The sequence below is a fragment of the Clostridium sp. NkU-1 genome, assembly GCA_001312405.1.
Genome location: BBDR01000002.1, coordinates 155376 through 172113, shown reverse-complemented (window position 1 = coordinate 172113; position 16738 = coordinate 155376). Strand labels below are relative to the sequence as shown.

General features: G+C 43.7%; 14 protein-coding genes and 4 pseudogenes. 4 read left to right on the top strand and 14 right to left on the bottom strand.

Going from position 1 to position 16738, the window contains the following annotated elements:
* Nucleotides 1–215 precede the first annotated feature (215 nt).
* A pseudogene (locus JCM10519_RS03505) lies at nucleotides 216–1117 on the bottom strand (LysR family transcriptional regulator).
* A 113-nt stretch (nucleotides 1118–1230) separates the two neighbouring features.
* Here JCM10519_RS03505 and JCM10519_RS03500 point away from each other — a divergent pair.
* From JCM10519_RS03500 to JCM10519_RS03495, 3 genes are all read left to right on the top strand, one after another.
* Nucleotides 1231–1611 (top strand): hypothetical protein, encoded by a 381-nt coding sequence (locus tag JCM10519_RS03500; protein WP_054737963.1) that lies wholly within the window; start codon nucleotides 1231–1233, stop codon nucleotides 1609–1611.
* An 87-nt stretch (nucleotides 1612–1698) separates the two neighbouring features.
* Nucleotides 1699–1956 (top strand): cation:proton antiporter, encoded by a 258-nt coding sequence (locus JCM10519_RS25980; RefSeq protein ID WP_347843020.1) that lies wholly within the window; start codon nucleotides 1699–1701, stop codon nucleotides 1954–1956.
* Nucleotides 1907–2977, top strand: a complete 1071-nt coding sequence (locus JCM10519_RS03495) for a cation:proton antiporter (protein WP_347843019.1) — start codon at nucleotides 1907–1909, stop codon at nucleotides 2975–2977. The genes JCM10519_RS25980 and JCM10519_RS03495 overlap by 50 nt, the downstream gene beginning before the upstream one ends.
* Before the next feature lie 98 nt (nucleotides 2978–3075).
* Here JCM10519_RS03495 and JCM10519_RS25975 read toward each other — a convergent pair whose 3' ends face one another.
* The 10 genes and pseudogenes from JCM10519_RS25975 to JCM10519_RS03465 all read right to left on the bottom strand — a co-directional run bounded on the left by JCM10519_RS25975 (nucleotide 3076) and on the right by JCM10519_RS03465 (nucleotide 9533).
* Nucleotides 3076–3609, bottom strand: a complete 534-nt coding sequence (locus JCM10519_RS25975; RefSeq protein ID WP_347843207.1) for a TIM barrel protein — start codon at nucleotides 3607–3609, stop codon at nucleotides 3076–3078.
* Nucleotides 3566–3907, bottom strand: coding sequence for a hypothetical protein (locus JCM10519_RS25970; RefSeq protein WP_347843018.1), 342 nt, complete (start codon nucleotides 3905–3907; stop codon nucleotides 3566–3568). The genes JCM10519_RS25975 and JCM10519_RS25970 overlap by 44 nt, the downstream gene beginning before the upstream one ends.
* A gap of 14 nt (nucleotides 3908–3921) precedes the next feature.
* Nucleotides 3922–4740 (bottom strand): glycosyl hydrolase family 28 protein, encoded by an 819-nt coding sequence (locus JCM10519_RS25965; protein ID WP_347843017.1) that lies wholly within the window; start codon nucleotides 4738–4740, stop codon nucleotides 3922–3924.
* Nucleotides 4721–4945 (bottom strand): glycosyl hydrolase family 28 protein, encoded by a 225-nt coding sequence (locus JCM10519_RS25960; protein ID WP_347843016.1) that lies wholly within the window; start codon nucleotides 4943–4945, stop codon nucleotides 4721–4723. The genes JCM10519_RS25965 and JCM10519_RS25960 overlap by 20 nt, the downstream gene beginning before the upstream one ends.
* Nucleotides 4878–5474 (bottom strand): glycosyl hydrolase family 28-related protein, encoded by a 597-nt coding sequence (locus JCM10519_RS25955; RefSeq protein ID WP_347843015.1) that lies wholly within the window; start codon nucleotides 5472–5474, stop codon nucleotides 4878–4880. The genes JCM10519_RS25960 and JCM10519_RS25955 overlap by 68 nt, the downstream gene beginning before the upstream one ends.
* A gap of 146 nt (nucleotides 5475–5620) precedes the next feature.
* A complete protein-coding gene (locus JCM10519_RS03480) occupies nucleotides 5621–6472 on the bottom strand; it encodes an ABC transporter permease subunit (protein ID WP_054737962.1) in 852 nt (283 codons plus the stop codon).
* A 5-nt stretch (nucleotides 6473–6477) separates the two neighbouring features.
* Nucleotides 6478–7379 (bottom strand): annotated as a pseudogene (locus JCM10519_RS03475) (sugar ABC transporter permease).
* Nucleotides 7380–7383: 4 nt separating this feature from the next.
* Nucleotides 7384–8052: a hypothetical protein gene (locus JCM10519_RS03470; RefSeq protein ID WP_054737961.1), complete on the bottom strand. Its 669-nt coding sequence runs from the start codon at nucleotides 8050–8052 to the stop codon at nucleotides 7384–7386.
* Between the two features lie 96 nt (nucleotides 8053–8148).
* A complete protein-coding gene (locus tag JCM10519_RS25950) occupies nucleotides 8149–8550 on the bottom strand; it encodes a hypothetical protein (RefSeq protein ID WP_347843014.1) in 402 nt (133 codons plus the stop codon).
* 41 nt (nucleotides 8551–8591) lie between these two features.
* Nucleotides 8592–9533, bottom strand: coding sequence for an ABC transporter substrate-binding protein (locus JCM10519_RS03465; protein WP_347843013.1), 942 nt, complete (start codon nucleotides 9531–9533; stop codon nucleotides 8592–8594).
* A gap of 230 nt (nucleotides 9534–9763) precedes the next feature.
* Here JCM10519_RS03465 and JCM10519_RS03460 point away from each other — a divergent pair, with 230 nt between their 5' ends.
* The gene (locus JCM10519_RS03460; protein ID WP_054737960.1) at nucleotides 9764–10456 is read left to right on the top strand and encodes an AraC family transcriptional regulator; all 693 of its coding nucleotides are present in this window, start codon (nucleotides 9764–9766) and stop codon (nucleotides 10454–10456) included.
* Between the two features lie 239 nt (nucleotides 10457–10695).
* Here JCM10519_RS03460 and JCM10519_RS03455 read toward each other — a convergent pair whose 3' ends face one another.
* The 3 genes and pseudogenes from JCM10519_RS03455 to JCM10519_RS03445 form a co-directional block, all read right to left on the bottom strand.
* Nucleotides 10696–11832, bottom strand: a complete 1137-nt coding sequence (locus JCM10519_RS03455) for a glycoside hydrolase family 88 protein (protein WP_054737959.1) — start codon at nucleotides 11830–11832, stop codon at nucleotides 10696–10698.
* Nucleotides 11833–12070: 238 nt separating this feature from the next.
* Nucleotides 12071–13043: pseudogene (gene pfkA / locus JCM10519_RS03450) on the bottom strand (6-phosphofructokinase).
* A 65-nt stretch (nucleotides 13044–13108) separates the two neighbouring features.
* Nucleotides 13109–16594, bottom strand: a pseudogene (locus JCM10519_RS03445) (DNA polymerase III subunit alpha).
* Between the last annotated feature and the right edge of the window lie 144 nt (nucleotides 16595–16738).

Genomic DNA, 16738 nt, shown 5'->3' with positions numbered 1-16738 from the left:
TGAAATTCCGGGATTTGAAGAAGCCGTGGCTGGTTATTTAACAGGTATCAAAGAAAAAGGCGCATATGAAGTTATGAAGGAATGTTTAAGCTGACCGGAATAATGGCTACCCATTCATAAAGCGTATAGACTTGAGGAAACAAACACCGGTGTCACCTTGATTGGTGATACCGGTGTTTTACAGTCACATTGCTTGCCGTTTTGCAAAGGCAGCCTTAAGAAGCATAGAACTTTACCACCTTATTATATTCCTTCATAATACTATGTAAAACATCTGCATGTTTAAAATCGCTGTGATATAGAATGTTGATTTCCCGAATCATGCTAAGATTCTCTATAGGTAATGCAGTGATTTTTCCTTTCTTTAGTTCGTCCAGACATACGCTGCGTGAAAGTATGGAAACTCCTATATCCCGCCTAATAAGATCTTTAATCGTTGCAATATTGTCGACTTCTAAAATGACATTAAAATCATCCAGTGACATGTTATTACTTTCTAAGTGGGCGGTAAACAGGTTTCTTGTCCCCGATGAGGTCTGCGAAGAATCAATGGCTCCTTCATTAATTCATTTATGGTTACCATGCTCTTTTTTGCCAGGAGATTATTGTTTGATACAACCAGCATCAGTGAATCTGTGTCCAGCAGAAGCGAGTTAATGCTGTCATCTTGAACTTTCCCCTCTACAACAGCTAAATCTACCTCATAATTTTTCAGCATTTCATAAAGATTATTTATAGAGTCAGAAATAATTGTTATGCTTGCACCAGGGTTTTTGGAGCTGTACTTTCCTAACACTTCTGCCACTGCATTACTTTCAGCAGTATGGGTAATCCCAACCGTAAGCCGTCTTATATGGCGCTGCTCATCCAAAATATTTTGTTCCATCCTCTGATATAGGGCTATGCTCCGACGTGCATACTGAATTACAATATTCCCTTCATTTGTAGGCTTTATATCACTTCCAACACGATTGAAAATTTTAATATTTAATTCCTTTTCCAATTGCTTTATGTGTTGAGTTACCGCTGGCTGCGTCAAAGAAAGATGTTCTGCCGCGCGCGTGTAACTGTTAAATTCCACCACTGCTAATAACGTATAAAGTTTAGTATCAATCATCTTATCCACCTCCAAGTATAATAATTTCTTATGACGTACTAAATAATCATAAATATACATTATGCAATTTGTGATTATAATAGTAGCATGAATCAAGAAAGGAGGCAAGAATAATGAGACAAAAGTTTTTATTTGTATGGCACGTTCTTATTTTTAATGTGATTAAACCACTTCCATATTCTTCATACTATTTTAACAATCATTTCCGGTCACCGACACAAAGTATTGCTGATTATTCAATTTCGCGCTACATGGGGATTGTCAACTTTGGAAAGGAACAGTCAGGTTATACCGGAGTAATCTTAGCAAATATTGCACTTATGCTTTTCTTCTTACCGCTTTGTTTTTCAGTAGATTGGGTAAATCATGCAGTACACCTGCTTTCGGTAAAAATATCAGTCAATGTAATTCTTGTCCTAATGGCTATGATCAAATTTGATATGCTTTGCCTTCGTGACAAGCGAAATTATTTAAAACTTTTTTTATCTTTTTAGTTGTCTGGTTACGTCATCATATTGGACTTTAACATGCGCGTTTTTAACCGCATTTGAAAATATGGGATTATAGAGGAGGCTTTATCAATGGATCATCTTTTAAGTCATTTAAATGACACAACAATTATTCTTTTATCTTTATCAGTAATATTGCTTTCCGGATTTCTGCTTACTCGTATTACAAAGCTGGCAAAACTGCCAAATGTAACTGGTTATATTATTGCCGGAGTTATAATAGGGCCATATGTTTTGAACTTGATTCCACATGAAATGGTTGAACATATGGGTTTTATCAGTGACATTGCATTGGCCTTTATCGCGTTTGGTGTTGGGCGTTTTTTTTAAAAAAGAGGCTTTTAAAGAAACCGGATTTGGAGTAATCGTGATTACTTTATTGGAATCTTTATTAGCCGGAATACTAATAACGTTATCCATGCACTACATTTTCCATTTAAATTGGAGCTTTTGTCTGCTCTTGGGAGCGATTGCAACGGCAACAGCTCCGGCAAGCACTATGATTACAATCCGGCAATATCATGCACGTGGGAATTTTGTAAATATTTTATTACAGGTAGCTGCACTCGATGACGCTGTGTGTCTTATCGCTTTCAGCTTAGCCTCTGCTTTTGTTAATGCGGAAGCCGGAGCAGGTATTTCCGGCTCTGAAATCATATTGCCTGTCATTTATAATATTGGTGCATTGGTAATCGGTTTTATAAGCGGAGTTTTATTAAGCAGGCTAATGACTCCGGCAAGGAGTGAAGATAACAGGCTGATTTTAACAATTTCACTTCTTCTTGGAATTGCGGGTCTATGCGCCTCCGTAGATATTTCACCTTTACTTTCCTGTATGCTCTTTGGCACAACTTATATCAATATGACGAAAGACAAAGAATTATACAGGCAGGTTGAAAGGTTTACTCCGCCTATTTTATCCATGTTCTTTGTTGTATCAGGAATGAGTTTGAATATTCGCTCGTTTGGAACTCTGGGGATAATTGGAGCATCCTATTTTATAATACGAATTGCAGGAAAATACCTTGGTGCTTTTGGGGGTTGTATGATAGCTAAAACAACAGCAACAGTACGAAACTATTTAGGGTTAGCCTTGATCCCACAAGCGGGTGTTGCTATTGGCCTTGCTTTTATGGGTAAAAGAGTTTTGCCCGATAGTATGGGTAATATGTTGCTTACGATAATATTATCCTCTTCGGTTTTGTATGAGTTAATTGGACCAGTCTGTGCTAAAATCGCTCTAATTCATTCTGGATCCATAAAAACAGAAAAAGTTGAAGCCTGTAACCATAAAATTGAACAAATAACCGATAGAACACAAGAGAGTCAAAATGTTATAAACTTGACATAGTTATGGGAAATAATAAGTTCATTTAATCAGCAGAGCAAACAAAACGGTGAGGACAAAAGCCTCACCGTTCTCTTCTGCTGCATTTTTAAGTTATCTTTTCAGCAACTATAATTCTCAAGAAATTTTCTTGACCACTCTGCATTATCCGGCTTACTATCCTCAATGGTCATCTGAATGTATGGCTTTTCCTCTTTCACAAAATCCATAATCACGTCATATTTCATGGCTCCTGTCCCAGGAGCACCGGAAACGATGCGGCCGTCTTCCACCTTAAAGTCCTTCATATGAAGAACATCTGTATACCCGCCTAAATCCTCAATGGCTTCCTTTATTACCTGTTCGTAATGATCACTGTTTTCCACTGACAAAAGATTTACCGGATCCAGGATGATCCTTAAATTAGGAGAATCAATGGCCTTAAGTACCTTCAGAGCCTGTTTGGAATTGTATACAATGTGGCTCCATACCGGTTCAATTGCCAGAATCACACCGAATTTTTCTGCGCACTCTACTACCGGACGCAGATTTGCAATAAATGTTTGAAGGGCTTCCTCTGTATGGCAGGCCGGTTCATAACAATATTCCTTATTAGGTGCGCCGGTTTCCGTTCCTACAACGCTGCATCCTAATATAGAAGCAAAACGCAGATGAGCATAATAACGCTCCTGGATTTTTTTTGATTTCTGACCGGTCTGGATGGGCCAGATTCAGATAACAGCCCAGGACTGCGATATCCACATCATGTTCTGCAAATTTTTTGCGCAGATACGCAGCATAGCCTGGCGTCAGGGCGGAATTCTCCACGGAATGTTCTTGTACGGTCTTTGCCAGGGCCAAATGGGCACAGGCAAACCCTTGTTCATGGGCGATCTTCACCCGTTCCTCCAGGGTCCCAGGTGCGATGTCGTGCAACCGGATTCCGATCTGCATAGTAAACTCCTCCTTTATCTCACTTTATAATGATTGATGCTGCTCAGCTCAAAGGCTTCCCCTTCCTGGCCGGAAATCTTCACATGATCGAAGATCAGGGTGTCCACATTGCTGATGAGAAACCCTTTTTTCCTGCACTCTCCCACTCCGGACAGCATGGCTGGGACTCCTGGGGTCGCCTGGTCCCCAAAGGAAATATCAACGTTTTTAAATTCAACGCGCTCAATTTTCCTCTCCGGAAGTCCATAGAGGAAGGCTGCAGCTACATGGCAGTTTTCTGCCTTAATGTTGGTAAAGTACAGCCTCTTGATCTCAGGGGTCCGCTCATCCACGGTCAGGGCATCACGGCACTGTACATAATCGGATTTTCCATCAGGATCACAGAAATAAAAACTGTTTACAACAAATGGCGTCATGACATGATCCATGTGTATGTGGTCAAAATAAATCTCAGAGAGCACGGAGTCCTTTCCCCTGCCTCTTCTGGTCTTGATCCGAAGGCCCCTGTCCGTATTGGAAAACAGGCAGCGTTCCACGCGGATATTCTTAACGCCAGCCCCCACTTCGCTTCCCACAGTAACCGCACCATGACCGTTTTCCATCAGGCACTGGCGGATCACGATGTTTTCTGAAGGAGTCTTATACCTGCGGCCCATATAGATTTTTCCGGACTTGACCGCGATGCAGTCATCCCCTAAAGAAAAGTGCAGGCCCAGTATTTCCACGTCCTTGCAGGATTCCGGATCCAGACCATCGGTGTTGGGGGAATCGGCCGGATTACTAATATCCAGATTCAGGAATTTTAAGTTCTGGCTAAAATATGGATGAAGCACCCAGGCAGGGCTGTTTTTTTAATGAAAAGCCCTGAAGGGCCACATTTTTACATCTCTCTAAAAATACCAGACGGGGACGGAATGCTGCCTTCATCTGGCGGACATCATCCCACCAGTTATCAAAGGAAGCCTGACCGTTAATCAGGCCAGGTCCATAGACCACCACATCCTCTACATCGATTCCGGTTATGATTCCAGCAAACATTGGGAGAGGATTTCCTTCCCATGTACAGATTGTAATCCTCTTTTTCATCGTAGCTTTCGATCATTCCGGGAAACCTGGGATATTTATACCGGTCCGTATCTGCCAGAAGCTCCGCCCCCTCAGCCAGTTCAAGCCTTAAATGACTCTTTAAAAACAGGCTGGTGATCCGGTACCTTCCCTTTGGAATCAATACCCTGCTCTCCTTTGGGCAGGCCATAATCGCCGCCTGGATAAAGGCGGTATCATCCTGGATTCCATCGCCTCTGGCTCCCATATCTTTTACATTTAATGTTACAAATTCATAGTCGGTATGGAAACTGGCTTCCGCCCTTTCTCCATTTCTTTTCAGGGAAATATTATAATCCATATCCGGCTTTAAGTTAAACAGCGTAAAGACGACCCGGTTCGTTTCTCCAAAGGCTTTTCCGTTTACCAGAATCTTTCCCGGTGTTTCAAATGCATAGATCTGTTCCGTCACCGTCTCCACGGTCACGGACCGTGCCGTTTTAAAGACAATTTTTAATTCCATTCTGACTTTACCTCACCTGTAAAATTTTCCTATTAGATAAAGAGTCTGCTTTACTGACTCTTGCGCCGGAGCGCGGCTGCTTTAGCAGCCATATTTCCTATGATATAAAAAGGGCGCAGCAATTATTTACCGCGCCCGTCTTTTCATTATCCTTTCACGCCTCCTGCCGCGATACCGTCAATAAAAGCATCCTGGGCACAGAAGAATACGATCAGGGAAGGAATAATGGAGATTAAGGACATCGCCAAAATCCGGTTCCACTGGAATCCTACATCACCGTCCATGGACATGCGCAAATAAATGGAGTTCGTGTATTTGGGCATATCGGAAACGTAAATAAGCGGTCCCATAAAGTCGTTGGAGGTCCACATGAACTGGAACAGTGCAACAGATACCAGGGATGGCTTTAACATGGGAACAATCACGTGCCATAAGGTTTTAATGGAACTGCAGCCATCAATTTTGGCGGCTTCCTCCAGCTCCTTGGGCACGCCTCTTAAAAACTGGATCAGCATGAATAAGAAATAGGTATCACCTGCAAACAGGGATGGAACCACCAGGGGTAAGTAAGAATTGTCCCAGCCCCACTTGTTGAACATAATATACTGGGGTGCATTTAACACTACCTGAGGCAGGAATAAGGTGGAAATCATAAGAGAGAACAGAATTCCTTTTCCCTTAAATTCAAACCGGCCAAAGCCATAAGCCGTAATAGTGGCTGATACGACTGTGAAAAGTACCTTTGGCACAACAATTTTATATGTGTTGAGCATGGATTTGATCAGGTTGATCTTTCCGCCGTAGTCTACAAATGCGTTGGCATAACCATCTGTCACAGGCTTTTTAGGCCAGAACCATGCGCTGGTGAAAATCTCCGAGTTCGTCTTAAAGGTAGCACCCACCATCCAGATCAGGGGGTATACCATAATAAAGCCCACAAGGATCAGTAATGCATAGCGGATCATTGTGCTGATCTTTCTCTTGGTCTCTTTCGTCATGTCATTTACCTCCCGTCCTCATCTGAATAGTAAACCCACTTTTTCTGGCTTACAAACGCTACTACCGTAAAGGTCATAACAATAAGGAACAGGATCCATGCCTGTGCACTTGCCATACCCATTTTATGACGCAAGAATGCATTGTTGTAAATCAAGATTGAGATCAAAGTGGTTGCTCCGTTGGGTCCGCCCTTTGTTACAAGGAATGGCCCGTTGAATTCCTGGAACGCCTGGCATAACTGCGTAATCAGGTTATAGAAAATAACCGGCGTAATTAAGGGAACCGTAATTTTGAAAAACTGTGTCCACTTTCCAGCCCCGTCAATGGAAGCCGCTTCGTATAAATCTACGGAAACTCCCTTTAAGGCTGCAAGGAAGATCACCATGCAGAACCAAACTGCCAGACCCTTAACAGTACGATAACAGTCAGAGCACCGCCTCCGGTCGCCATCCAGTTGATTTTTTTCAACACCAAATGCGCCAAGAACGGTATTGATCAGGCCGTCTGTATTGAATACGGCTCTCCACAAAATCGCAATGGCAATGGAGCCGCCCAGGATAGACGGAATGTAATATGCAGTCCGAAAGAAATTAACTCCTTTTAGCTTAAAATTCAGAATATATGCAATAAACAAAGCGAATATAAGCTTTAAGGGCACATCAAAAATTGCATATTTAAATGTAACAAAAAAAACGCCTTCTTAATATCGGAATCTGTGAAAATCTTATTATAGTTCATCATACCTGTCTTCGTTATGCCGTTAAACAGATCATAGTTTGTAAAGCTATAGTACAGTGAAGAGGCGAAGGGATAAACTTTAAAAAGTATAAATCCAATCAGCCATGGTAAGATGAAAAAGAACCCTGCATTGTCTGCCAGGACCTTACGGATACCCTTTGACTTCATTGTCTTATTCCTCCTGTTTTTTTAAGATTGTATATTGCGCTTTCAGCATTTCCTGTAAGCCTGCGCATGTATTTTTATCGTTGCTTTCGATCGTTTTCCATATAAATTCCCCGTAATCACTGTATTTCTCTCTTTGAAGCACGCCCATATTACATGCTTTTAAGATGGAATAACCGATTTCCAGAGCTTCAGAAGAATCCGGGAGCGCCTTTATTTTCTCCCTGACTGTGCTTTTAAACAAATCCTTTAATTCCCTGTAATATTCATAGATTTCTTCTGACATCTGTCCAATTGTTTCTATGAGAGCTATCAGATCATTTCCTGTAAGTCTCTCTTCTCCCCGGAATAAAGCTGCAATCTCATTATAATGTTCTTTTCTTTTATACCTGGTCTCGTATGCTGTTACAAAGGGCATAAAATCCAGGGTCCAATCATTCTGCCTGATCAGTGACTGGATCATCTGTCCGTATTTTTCATTTCCAGTCTGGTCCAGAGCAAAAAAGCAGGCCAGGCTATCCTGTATCGGCAGACTTTCTGCTAGCCTTTCCGGAGCTTCTATCCTGCTCAGACAGGTTACTGCAAAATCCTTATAGACCTCCCCGCCGGTAGCTTCATACATTTGTATTGCCCCCATCAGCTGGTATGGCTTCCATATCTTATTTCTGCATTCCATAACTTTTGTCTGCCCTTTTCTTTATGGGAGCCGCCATAAAATTATGGCGGCTCGTATGAAATATGTATCACTTATTCAAACTATCTGAAATCTTTATTAATTCTCAAGAGTTTCGGTAATGCCCTTAATCAGCTCACTTGCTGCCTGCCTGGAATCAATTTCTCCTGTGCTTAACTTACCAAATACTTTATAGTAAACACCGTCTGGATTTGCTTTTAAATCGTTATGCTCAAACTTGCTGTCCAGGTTGAACTTGCTGTAATTCATAACCTTTGTATTAGCCTCAATGGTCAGAGAATCGCCAAGTCCGTTGGCCTCAAGAAGCTTTAAGCCCTCTGTGGAGCAGGGAATGCCTCTCTCTGTGGAACAGATCTTAACACCTTCCTCTTCATTTAACAGGAAGTTGATCAGCATTGCTGCTTCCTTTGGATGCTTGGAATTTCCTGCAACTGCAAATGCCATGGAAATCTTTGTAAAGCCTCCGTTGTTATCGCCCATCTTAACGAACTCGCCGACTGTGAACTCCTGGCCTGGCTTGTTTACACTGCCTTCCAGTGCACTCTTAAATTTGGAAGCAGAGGAATCCCACTCAAAGATACCTGCATACTTGCCGTCGATCCATTTTGCGTTCTTATCAAGAGAGTCAGCATATCACCCTGAATGGTTGCCAGCGTTGGAATGACATGCTTTGCTTCCAGCTCTGTAATGAAGTCCATGCCGTCTTTTACTTCATCTTCTGTGTAATTGACCTGGCCTTCTTCAACCCAGTTTCTGCCGTACTTGGATTCCAGATAATAAACCATTAAAATCATACGGTCATATTCACCAAGGGCTAACGGATACATATCAGGATCCTTGGCTTTAAATGCTGCACCTGCTGCATACAGAGAATCCAGGTCAGTAGGAATGTCGCAGCCTGCTTCTTCAAATGCAGTCTTATTCCAGTAAAATACACGTCCTGTTAAAGAAATCGGAACAGCCATTAACTTTTGGTCAACCTTGCAAAGATCAAGGCTTTCCGGTGTAAACTGCTTTAAATCAAGAACATCGGAGTAATCTTCCAGGTTTGCAAAAGCTTTTCCTCCCTGGCTGTAGGATTCGATCCAGTTCCAGTTGATCTGCATAACGTCAGCAGCATTTCCGCCTAAGATATTTAAGGACTGTTTCTCTTCCCAGCCGGTCCATGCGCCATACTCAGGAGTTACCTTGATGTTTGGATATTTCGCTTCAAATGCCTTAATAGCTTCTTCTGTTGCAGCATGTCTGCTGTCACCGCCCCACCAGGAAAACTTAAGCTCTACCGGTTCACCTGAAGTACTTGGTGCTGGTGCTGCTGTTGCCGCCTCATCTCCTGCTGCTGAAGTGGTCTCTGCTCCTGTAGAAGCTGTCTCACCTGTGCTCTTGCCTCCGCCGCAGGCGCTTAAGGACACTGCCATAACAGTCGCTAACCCCATCGCAGCCCACTGTTTGATCTTTTTCATATTTCTCTCTCCTTTTTCTATCCCTCATAAATGAGTTCTTTAAAGCCTGTGTAAGTATTTTCACTTTTTCTACATTTTTTTGACTCCTTTGCGTAAGCGCTTACACTTTGCTTTTTTCTTATTATAACATCCAACAAACCATAATTCATTTCAAATCCGGCACAAAACATTGCAAATATTGACATCCTATGGTATAGTTCTAGTATAATCAGATAAGGAATTTACGTTTTATGAAAGTACTTACCACTTTTTCAGAAGGAATTGAACACTGCATGGCCTCCCGGTATTTCTCCATTGTACATCTGCGCAGGGATACAGGAGTTTTAAGCATGCACAGCCACCTCTGCCATGAATTTTATTTTTCCTTAAGCGGAGGCTGCACGTTTATGATAGACGACAAAAATTACCGGGTCGAACCGGGGAGCTTATTCATGGTCAACCAATATGAACGGCACCAGCTGCTGCAGATGGATACCTCCATCCCACAGGAACGGTTTGCCATATTCATAGATCCCTCCTATCTGGAAAGCATTTCCACGCCACGGACGGATCTGACCTACTGTTTCACCCACAGGCCGAAGAATTTTTCTCACCGCATTGTTTTAAGCCATGGACAGCAGCGTCGTTTCATTTATTATTTTAATAAACTGGCTGCGGAAGAAGGATTTGGCCAGGATGTGGAAGAACGCTCTGCCTTTGCCGAGTTCATGGTTTTCATTACAAAACTGGCCACAGAGGCCTTTCATGGAAGGGAATCAGAAGAACAGAGACAATATTTCAGCAGCAAAGTGACCGATATCATCACCTATATCCATCACAACATTGATTCCCAGTTAAGCATCGGAGATATTGCGGCCCATTTTTATTTAAGCACCTCTTACCTGTGCAGGCTTTTCAAAAAAAAGTACCGGTACCACCATTAATTCCTACATAATTTCCCGCCGCATTGAACTGGCCCAGAAGCTTTTGTCAGCCGGCTACAGTGTCAATGAGGTCTACAGCATGTGCGGATTTAATGATTACAGCAATTTTTTTTAAAGCATTTACAAAAAAAGGTGGGGATTTCACCGAAGAAATATGCACAGAACAGCTTGAGATGATATGTTTTGGGGATTGGTGCCCAGTGATCCTGGCCCCAATCCCCATATATTTTCCTGTTTCGTTATTGATTATATGTCCAGCCAGTTCTTCTCATTTCCGTATAAGCTAAGAGGAAAGGCCCTACCCCCTTGGCATCATCCTTTACAACTTTCTCGGACATGTAATAGTCGTAAGTTCCATTTCTCTTATCTTTGCCTCCAAGTCCGGCCACCAGGCAGATCCCTCCCAGACTCATATTTCCCTCTTCCAGGTGAAGATAGGTATCACAGATTCCCTGGAAAGCCTTTTTGCCATACTTGGAATAGGATTCGGGAAGATAGCCTAAACGGACTCCCTTTAAAATGGCATAGGAGAAAATGGCGCTTCCGCTGGTCTCCAGATAATTCCGTTCCATGCCGCCCAGGTTTACCACCTGATACCACATACCGCTTTCATCCTGGTATTTCAGCATGGAGTCTATCAGGTCACAAAACGCTTTCCCCATCTCCTTTATGCTTTCCCTGTCCGACGGATCAGACTTGTCCATGGTATCTAAAAGGGCCATGGCATACCAACCTAATGCTCTCAGCCAGAAATTCTGGGACAGCCCTGTCACCTTATCACACCAGAACATCTCTCTGGAGGAATCATATGCATGGTAGTAAAGGCCGGTTTCCGTATCCCTCATAAGCTTCACCACATTGGTGAACTGGCTGTAAATATCCCCGCAGTTTTTCTTATGATTGAACCGGGTTTCGTATTCCATATAAAATGGCTGGCACATGTACAGACCGTCAAGCCAAACCTGGTTTGGATAGATATTCTTATGCCAGAAGTTCCCTTCTTTTGTCCGCGGCATCATTCCGATCTGGCTGTAGACCACATCAATGGCTTTTCTGTATTTTTCCTTTCCAGTCAGATCGTAAAGCTCGAACAGGGTTTTTCCCGCATTGACATTATCAATGTTTCGTTCTTCCACATCATAGCCGTCAATGGACCCGTCTTCTTTCACTCTGTAATCGATAAATGTATCGGCAAAATCCAGATATTTTATATCTCCGGTAATGGCATACATTTCCAAAATGGATTTGATCATACAGCCGTCTATGTAATTCCATCCAGCCTTCTCTCCCTGAAGCAGCTTCTCAATGTTCCATACCGGGCGGTCCGGTGTGCTCTTTTCCATCAGTTCATTGATATACTTTTCAATTGCATCCATGCTCTATCTCTCCTTGTTTCCTGTCCCTTTTTGAGCCCTGAGGCGCTTGTTTTGCTGTGGTCATTTTCATACAAGCATAACCGGAAAAGATCCGGTTGTCAAATCCCCTTAAAGAAGTATCCTATAAAAACGGCGGGAAGCAGCCGGGAATTTATTAAAAATCCCGTTTGCTCCCGCCAATTTTAATTTATGATTGATCACTGCCGTTATGAGGCCAATGCTTAGATATCTGACCTGATTATCTTACAAGCATCTTGCTGATCTGATACTGGTCTTCAGGGATGTCCTTTGTCATGCTGAGAGCTTCCTGAATATCTAAATCCTGGAATTCTCCATGCTTATAACCTACGACACGGTTGCTCTTTCCCTCACAGAGAAGCTCTACTGCCCTTGCGCCCATAATGGAAGCATAGACACGGTCCTTGCAGGTAGCGCGCCGCCTCGCTGCATGTGGCCCAGGATGGTTGCCCTGGTCTCAATGCCTGTGGCAGCTTCGATTCTCTTAGCCATAGAAGAGGAATGTCCGATGCCCTCTGCATTGATGATGATGTGGTGCTTTTTGCCCCGCTTTCTATTCTCAATGATACGGTTAATGAGGGCCTGCTCATCGCCGTCATAGCGCTCCGGCAAAAGGATATCCTCGGCGCCGTTTGCAAAACCGCACCAAAGGGCAATATAGCCTGCATTACGTCCCATTACCTCAATGATGCTGCAGCGTTCATGGGAAGTGGATGTATCACGAACCTTATCAATGGCCTCCATGGCTGTATTAACAGCGGTATCAAAGCCAATGGTGTAATCGGTACAGGCAATATCCAGATCAATGGTTCCGGGAAGTCCAATGGTATTGATTCCAAGTGCGGAAAGCTTACCGGCTCCCCGGAATGAACCATCTCCTCCGATGACCACAATGCCGTCAATATTATGCTTTTTACAGATCTCGGCGCCTTTTTCTGCCCTTCGGCAGTTGTGAACTCCTGGCATCTGGCTGTATATAAAATGGTTCCTCCGCGGTGAATAATATCTGATACGCTGGTACTGGTCATATCAACGATTTCTTCCTGCAGAAGGCCTGCGTATCCCCTCATGATCCCCTTTACTTCCAATCCTTTATGGATTGCAGTCCTGACAATAGCACGGATCGCAGCATTCATACCTGGTGCATCACCGCCGCTGGTTAATACACCGATGGTTTTCACTTGTTTTGCCATAGTAGCTTCCTCCTGATTCACGGATATCTGTTTTAGTAAGTTTCTCATTGCATACATGTTGTATTCTAATTCATTTTACCAATCTTTTCAAGTTTTTTTTCTATTAGTTTGACATTTTTTTCACCAAGTTTTTTGACCAGGGCATCTAAGAGTCCGTCTGCCGCATTTACGTTCCGGTTTGCCGGCAGAACCTTTCTGGCCCGTTCTTTTTCCAGATAAATGATGACTGAATCATCACCCTCTGATTCTTTTAAATCATTTAAGATTTCCCGTTCAACCGCCATATAGGATTCCTTATCAGGGAATTTCAGCCACAGCTCCTTTGGCAGGGCTGCAAAGGTCGTTACACGCTCACAGATCAGCTTTCCTACCGGATCCTCTCCAACCGATACTCTTCCTTGTATAAAGACCTTGGAATCTTCCACAAAAAGCTCCCTCTTGCTCTCATAGTCCTTTGGAAATACAATGACTTCCACGGATCCTGCCAGATCCTCCAGGATGATGAATGCCATCATCTTGTTGTTTCTAGTAGTTTTTACGGTCTTTCCCGTAATCATACCTCCAATGGTCACATAGGAACCATCGGGAACACCGGCTTTTCCTGTTTCCTCGTCAACAATAAAATCTATGGTTGTTGCAGTAATGTTATTTCTCCAGGTGGTTTCATAAGCTTCCATGGGATGACCGCTTAAATAGATGCCAAGAGTTTCCTTTTCAAATGCCAGAAGGTCTTCCTTTATAAATTCTCCTACATCTGGGAAAGTGACCTGAAAATGGCTTTTTTTCTTCCTCCCCTGCAATATCAAACAGGGTCATCTGGCCTTCCATGGTATTTTTCCGTTCCTTGGCTCTCTGTTCTAAAAGCTCCGGCGCAATTAAAAGCTTCTGCTTTCTTGTACCGGGAAGAGTGTCCAAAGCTCCGGATTTTATGAAATTTTCAAGAGTTCTTTTATTGACCTCCTTATTGCTCATCCGGTCAATAAAATCTTCCAAATCATGAAATGCCCCGTTTTGCTCCCGTTCTGCAACAATAAGCTCTACCACGGACTTGCCCACGCTCTTAATGGCCGACAGGCCGTAACGGATGGATCCTCCGGAAACGGAAAACCCGCTTTCTCCCTCATTAATATCCGGCGGAAGGATGGAGATCCCCATCTGCCTGCAGCTTAAGATGTATTCCGATACCTTTGATACGTTATCCATGACAGAGGTAAGAAGGGCCGCCATGAATTCCTGTGGATAATAATATTTTAAAAAAGCGGTCTGATAGGATACCACCGCATACGCTGCTGCATGGGATTTGTTAAAAGCGTATTTGGCAAAATCGATCATTTCGTCATAGATATGGTTTGCCGTTTTTTTCATCGATCCCATTGGAGATGCATCCTGCTACATCCTCCTCTGGATTTCCATAGACAAAGTTCTGCCGTTCCTTTTCCATGACAGAGGTCTTCTTTTTGGACATGGCCCTGCGGACCAGATCGCTGCGGCCCATGGTATATCCGGCCAGGTCCCTGACGATCTGCATTACCTGTTCCTGGTATACGATACAGCCATAGGTAGGGTCTAAAATGGGTTCCAGCTGGGGACATTCATAGGTAATGGAACTGCGGTCGTTCTTCCCCTTTAAATACTTGGGAATAAAGTCCATGGGGCCGGGACGGTAAAGGGAAATACCGGCAATAATATCTTCCAGGCTTTCCGGCTTCAGCTCCTTCATAAAGCTCTTCATGCCGGAGCTTTCCAGCTGGAACACCCCGTCATCCTTTCCGGTTCCTATGGAATTTAAGACTGCTTTGTCATTATAATTGATTTGGTCCATATCAATGGTTAACTGCCTGTTTTTTTTCTATGGCCTTTACTGCATTTTGGATGACCGTCAGGGTACGCAGCCCCAGGAAATCCATTTTCAAAAGTCCCAGTTCTTCCAGAGTGGTCATGGTAAACTGGGTGGTAATGGTTCCGTCGGCTGCCTTGGAAAGGGGAACGTATTCATCTACGGAAGTCCGGCTGATCACGACTCCGGCAGCATGCATGGATGTGTGTCTCGGCAATCCTTCCAGACGCATGGACATATCAATGAGGTATTTGACCTCAGGATCTTCCTGGTATGCGTTTCTTAAGTCAGGGCTTTGCCTTAATGCCTTCTCAAGGGTCATGCCAAGGTCTCCGGGAATCATCTTTGCTATGGTGTCACACCGGGCATAGGGCATATCAAGGACCCTTCCCACATCCCTTACCACACCTTTGGCTGCCAGGGTACCAAAGGTCACGATCTGGACCACCTGATCCTTTCCATACTTCCGGACCACATAGTCAATGACCTCCTGACGCCGTTCAAAGCAGAAATCCACGTCAATATCAGGCATGGAAATTCGTTCCGGGTTTAAGAACCGCTCAAACAAAAGGTTGTAGCGGATGGGATCGATGTTGGTGATTCCCAGACAGTAGGATACGATGCTGCCTGCCGCAGATCCCCGTCCCGGCCCAACGATAATATCCTGGGACCTGGCATAATGAATGAAATCCCATACAATCAGGAAATAGTCCACGTATCCCATGGTATGAATGACATCCAGCTCATAGTCAAGCCTTTCCTTTAATGTTCCGTCATCCTGGGGATAATGGCGATCAAAGCCATCCAGGCAAAGCTTGTTTAAATAGGACCAGGAATCATACCCTTCCGGCACATCATACTTGGGCAGCTTGGTCACACCAAATTCGATCTCCACGTTGCAGCGCTCTGCAATCCTGTGAGTGTTGTCAATGGCTTCTTCTGCGTAGGAGAAAAGCTTCCGCATCTCCTCTTCCGTCTTGCAGTAATACTGGCCTCCTTCGTAGCGCATGCGGTTCTCATCCGCCACCTTTTTTCCGGTCTGGATGCACAGCAGGATGTCATGAGGCGTGGCATCTTCTGCATAGGTATAGTGGATATCATTGGTGGCTACTAATTCGATTCCTGTTTCATGGCTCATTCTTAAAAGGCTCTGGTTTACTGTGCTCTGAGCCGGTATTCCATGATCCTGAAGCTCCAGAAAGAAATTTCCCTTTCCGAATATATCCTGATAGCGAAGGGCAGCTTCCATGCCTTTCTCATACAGGCCGCGGCTTACATGCCTTTGTACCTCTCCTGCCAGACAGGCGCTTAATGCAATGATTCCTTCGCTGTATTCCTTTAAAATCTCATAATCTACTCTTGGTTTATAATAAAATCCATCCACAAAACCTTTTGAGACGATCTTCATCAGGTTCTGGTATCCCTGGTTATTCTCAGCTAATAAGACCAGATGATAGTAACGGTCCTCTCCGCCTGCGGTTTCTCTGTCAAACCTTGATCCGGAGGTCACATATACCTCGCATCCGATGATGGGCTTTATTCCTGCCTCTCTGGCCGCCCTGTAAAAATCAATGACGCCATACATCACACCGTGGTCTGTGATGGCCATGCTGTCCATTCCAAGCTCCTTTGCTCTGGACACAAGTTCTTTTATTTTACAGGAGCCGTCCAACAGACTGTATTCTGTATGGACGTGTAAATGTGTAAATGCCATCTGTTCCTCCTTTCTTTATTCCTTTGTATGTAAGTTCATAGTGGGGACCTGTCCTGTTTCGCACTGCTCATTGCTTTCGTGAATAGTATACCACAAAACCCTCCCCCAGAAAACCTTTTGCATAAGATTTCAGCAGCACACATA

Coding starts and splice junctions, on each gene's coding strand:
- JCM10519_RS03500 (WP_054737963.1), top strand. CDS start 1,231: ATGAGACAAAAGTTTTTATTTGTATGGCACGTTCTTATTTTTAATGTG.
- JCM10519_RS25980 (WP_347843020.1), top strand. CDS start 1,699: ATGGATCATCTTTTAAGTCATTTAAATGACACAACAATTATTCTTTTA.
- JCM10519_RS25970 (WP_347843018.1), bottom strand. CDS start 3,907: ATGCAGATCGGAATCCGGTTGCACGACATCGCACCTGGGACCCTGGAG.
- JCM10519_RS25960 (WP_347843016.1), bottom strand. CDS start 4,945: ATGTTTGCTGGAATCATAACCGGAATCGATGTAGAGGATGTGGTGGTC.
- JCM10519_RS25955 (WP_347843015.1), bottom strand. CDS start 5,474: ATGGAATTAAAAATTGTCTTTAAAACGGCACGGTCCGTGACCGTGGAG.
- JCM10519_RS03480 (WP_054737962.1), bottom strand. CDS start 6,472: ATGACGAAAGAGACCAAGAGAAAGATCAGCACAATGATCCGCTATGCA.
- JCM10519_RS03470 (WP_054737961.1), bottom strand. CDS start 8,052: ATGGAATGCAGAAATAAGATATGGAAGCCATACCAGCTGATGGGGGCA.
- JCM10519_RS25950 (WP_347843014.1), bottom strand. CDS start 8,550: ATGGGCGATAACAACGGAGGCTTTACAAAGATTTCCATGGCATTTGCA.
- JCM10519_RS03465 (WP_347843013.1), bottom strand. CDS start 9,533: ATGAAAAAGATCAAACAGTGGGCTGCGATGGGGTTAGCGACTGTTATG.
- JCM10519_RS03460 (WP_054737960.1), top strand. CDS start 9,764: ATGAAAGTACTTACCACTTTTTCAGAAGGAATTGAACACTGCATGGCC.
- JCM10519_RS03455 (WP_054737959.1), bottom strand. CDS start 11,832: ATGGATGCAATTGAAAAGTATATCAATGAACTGATGGAAAAGAGCACA.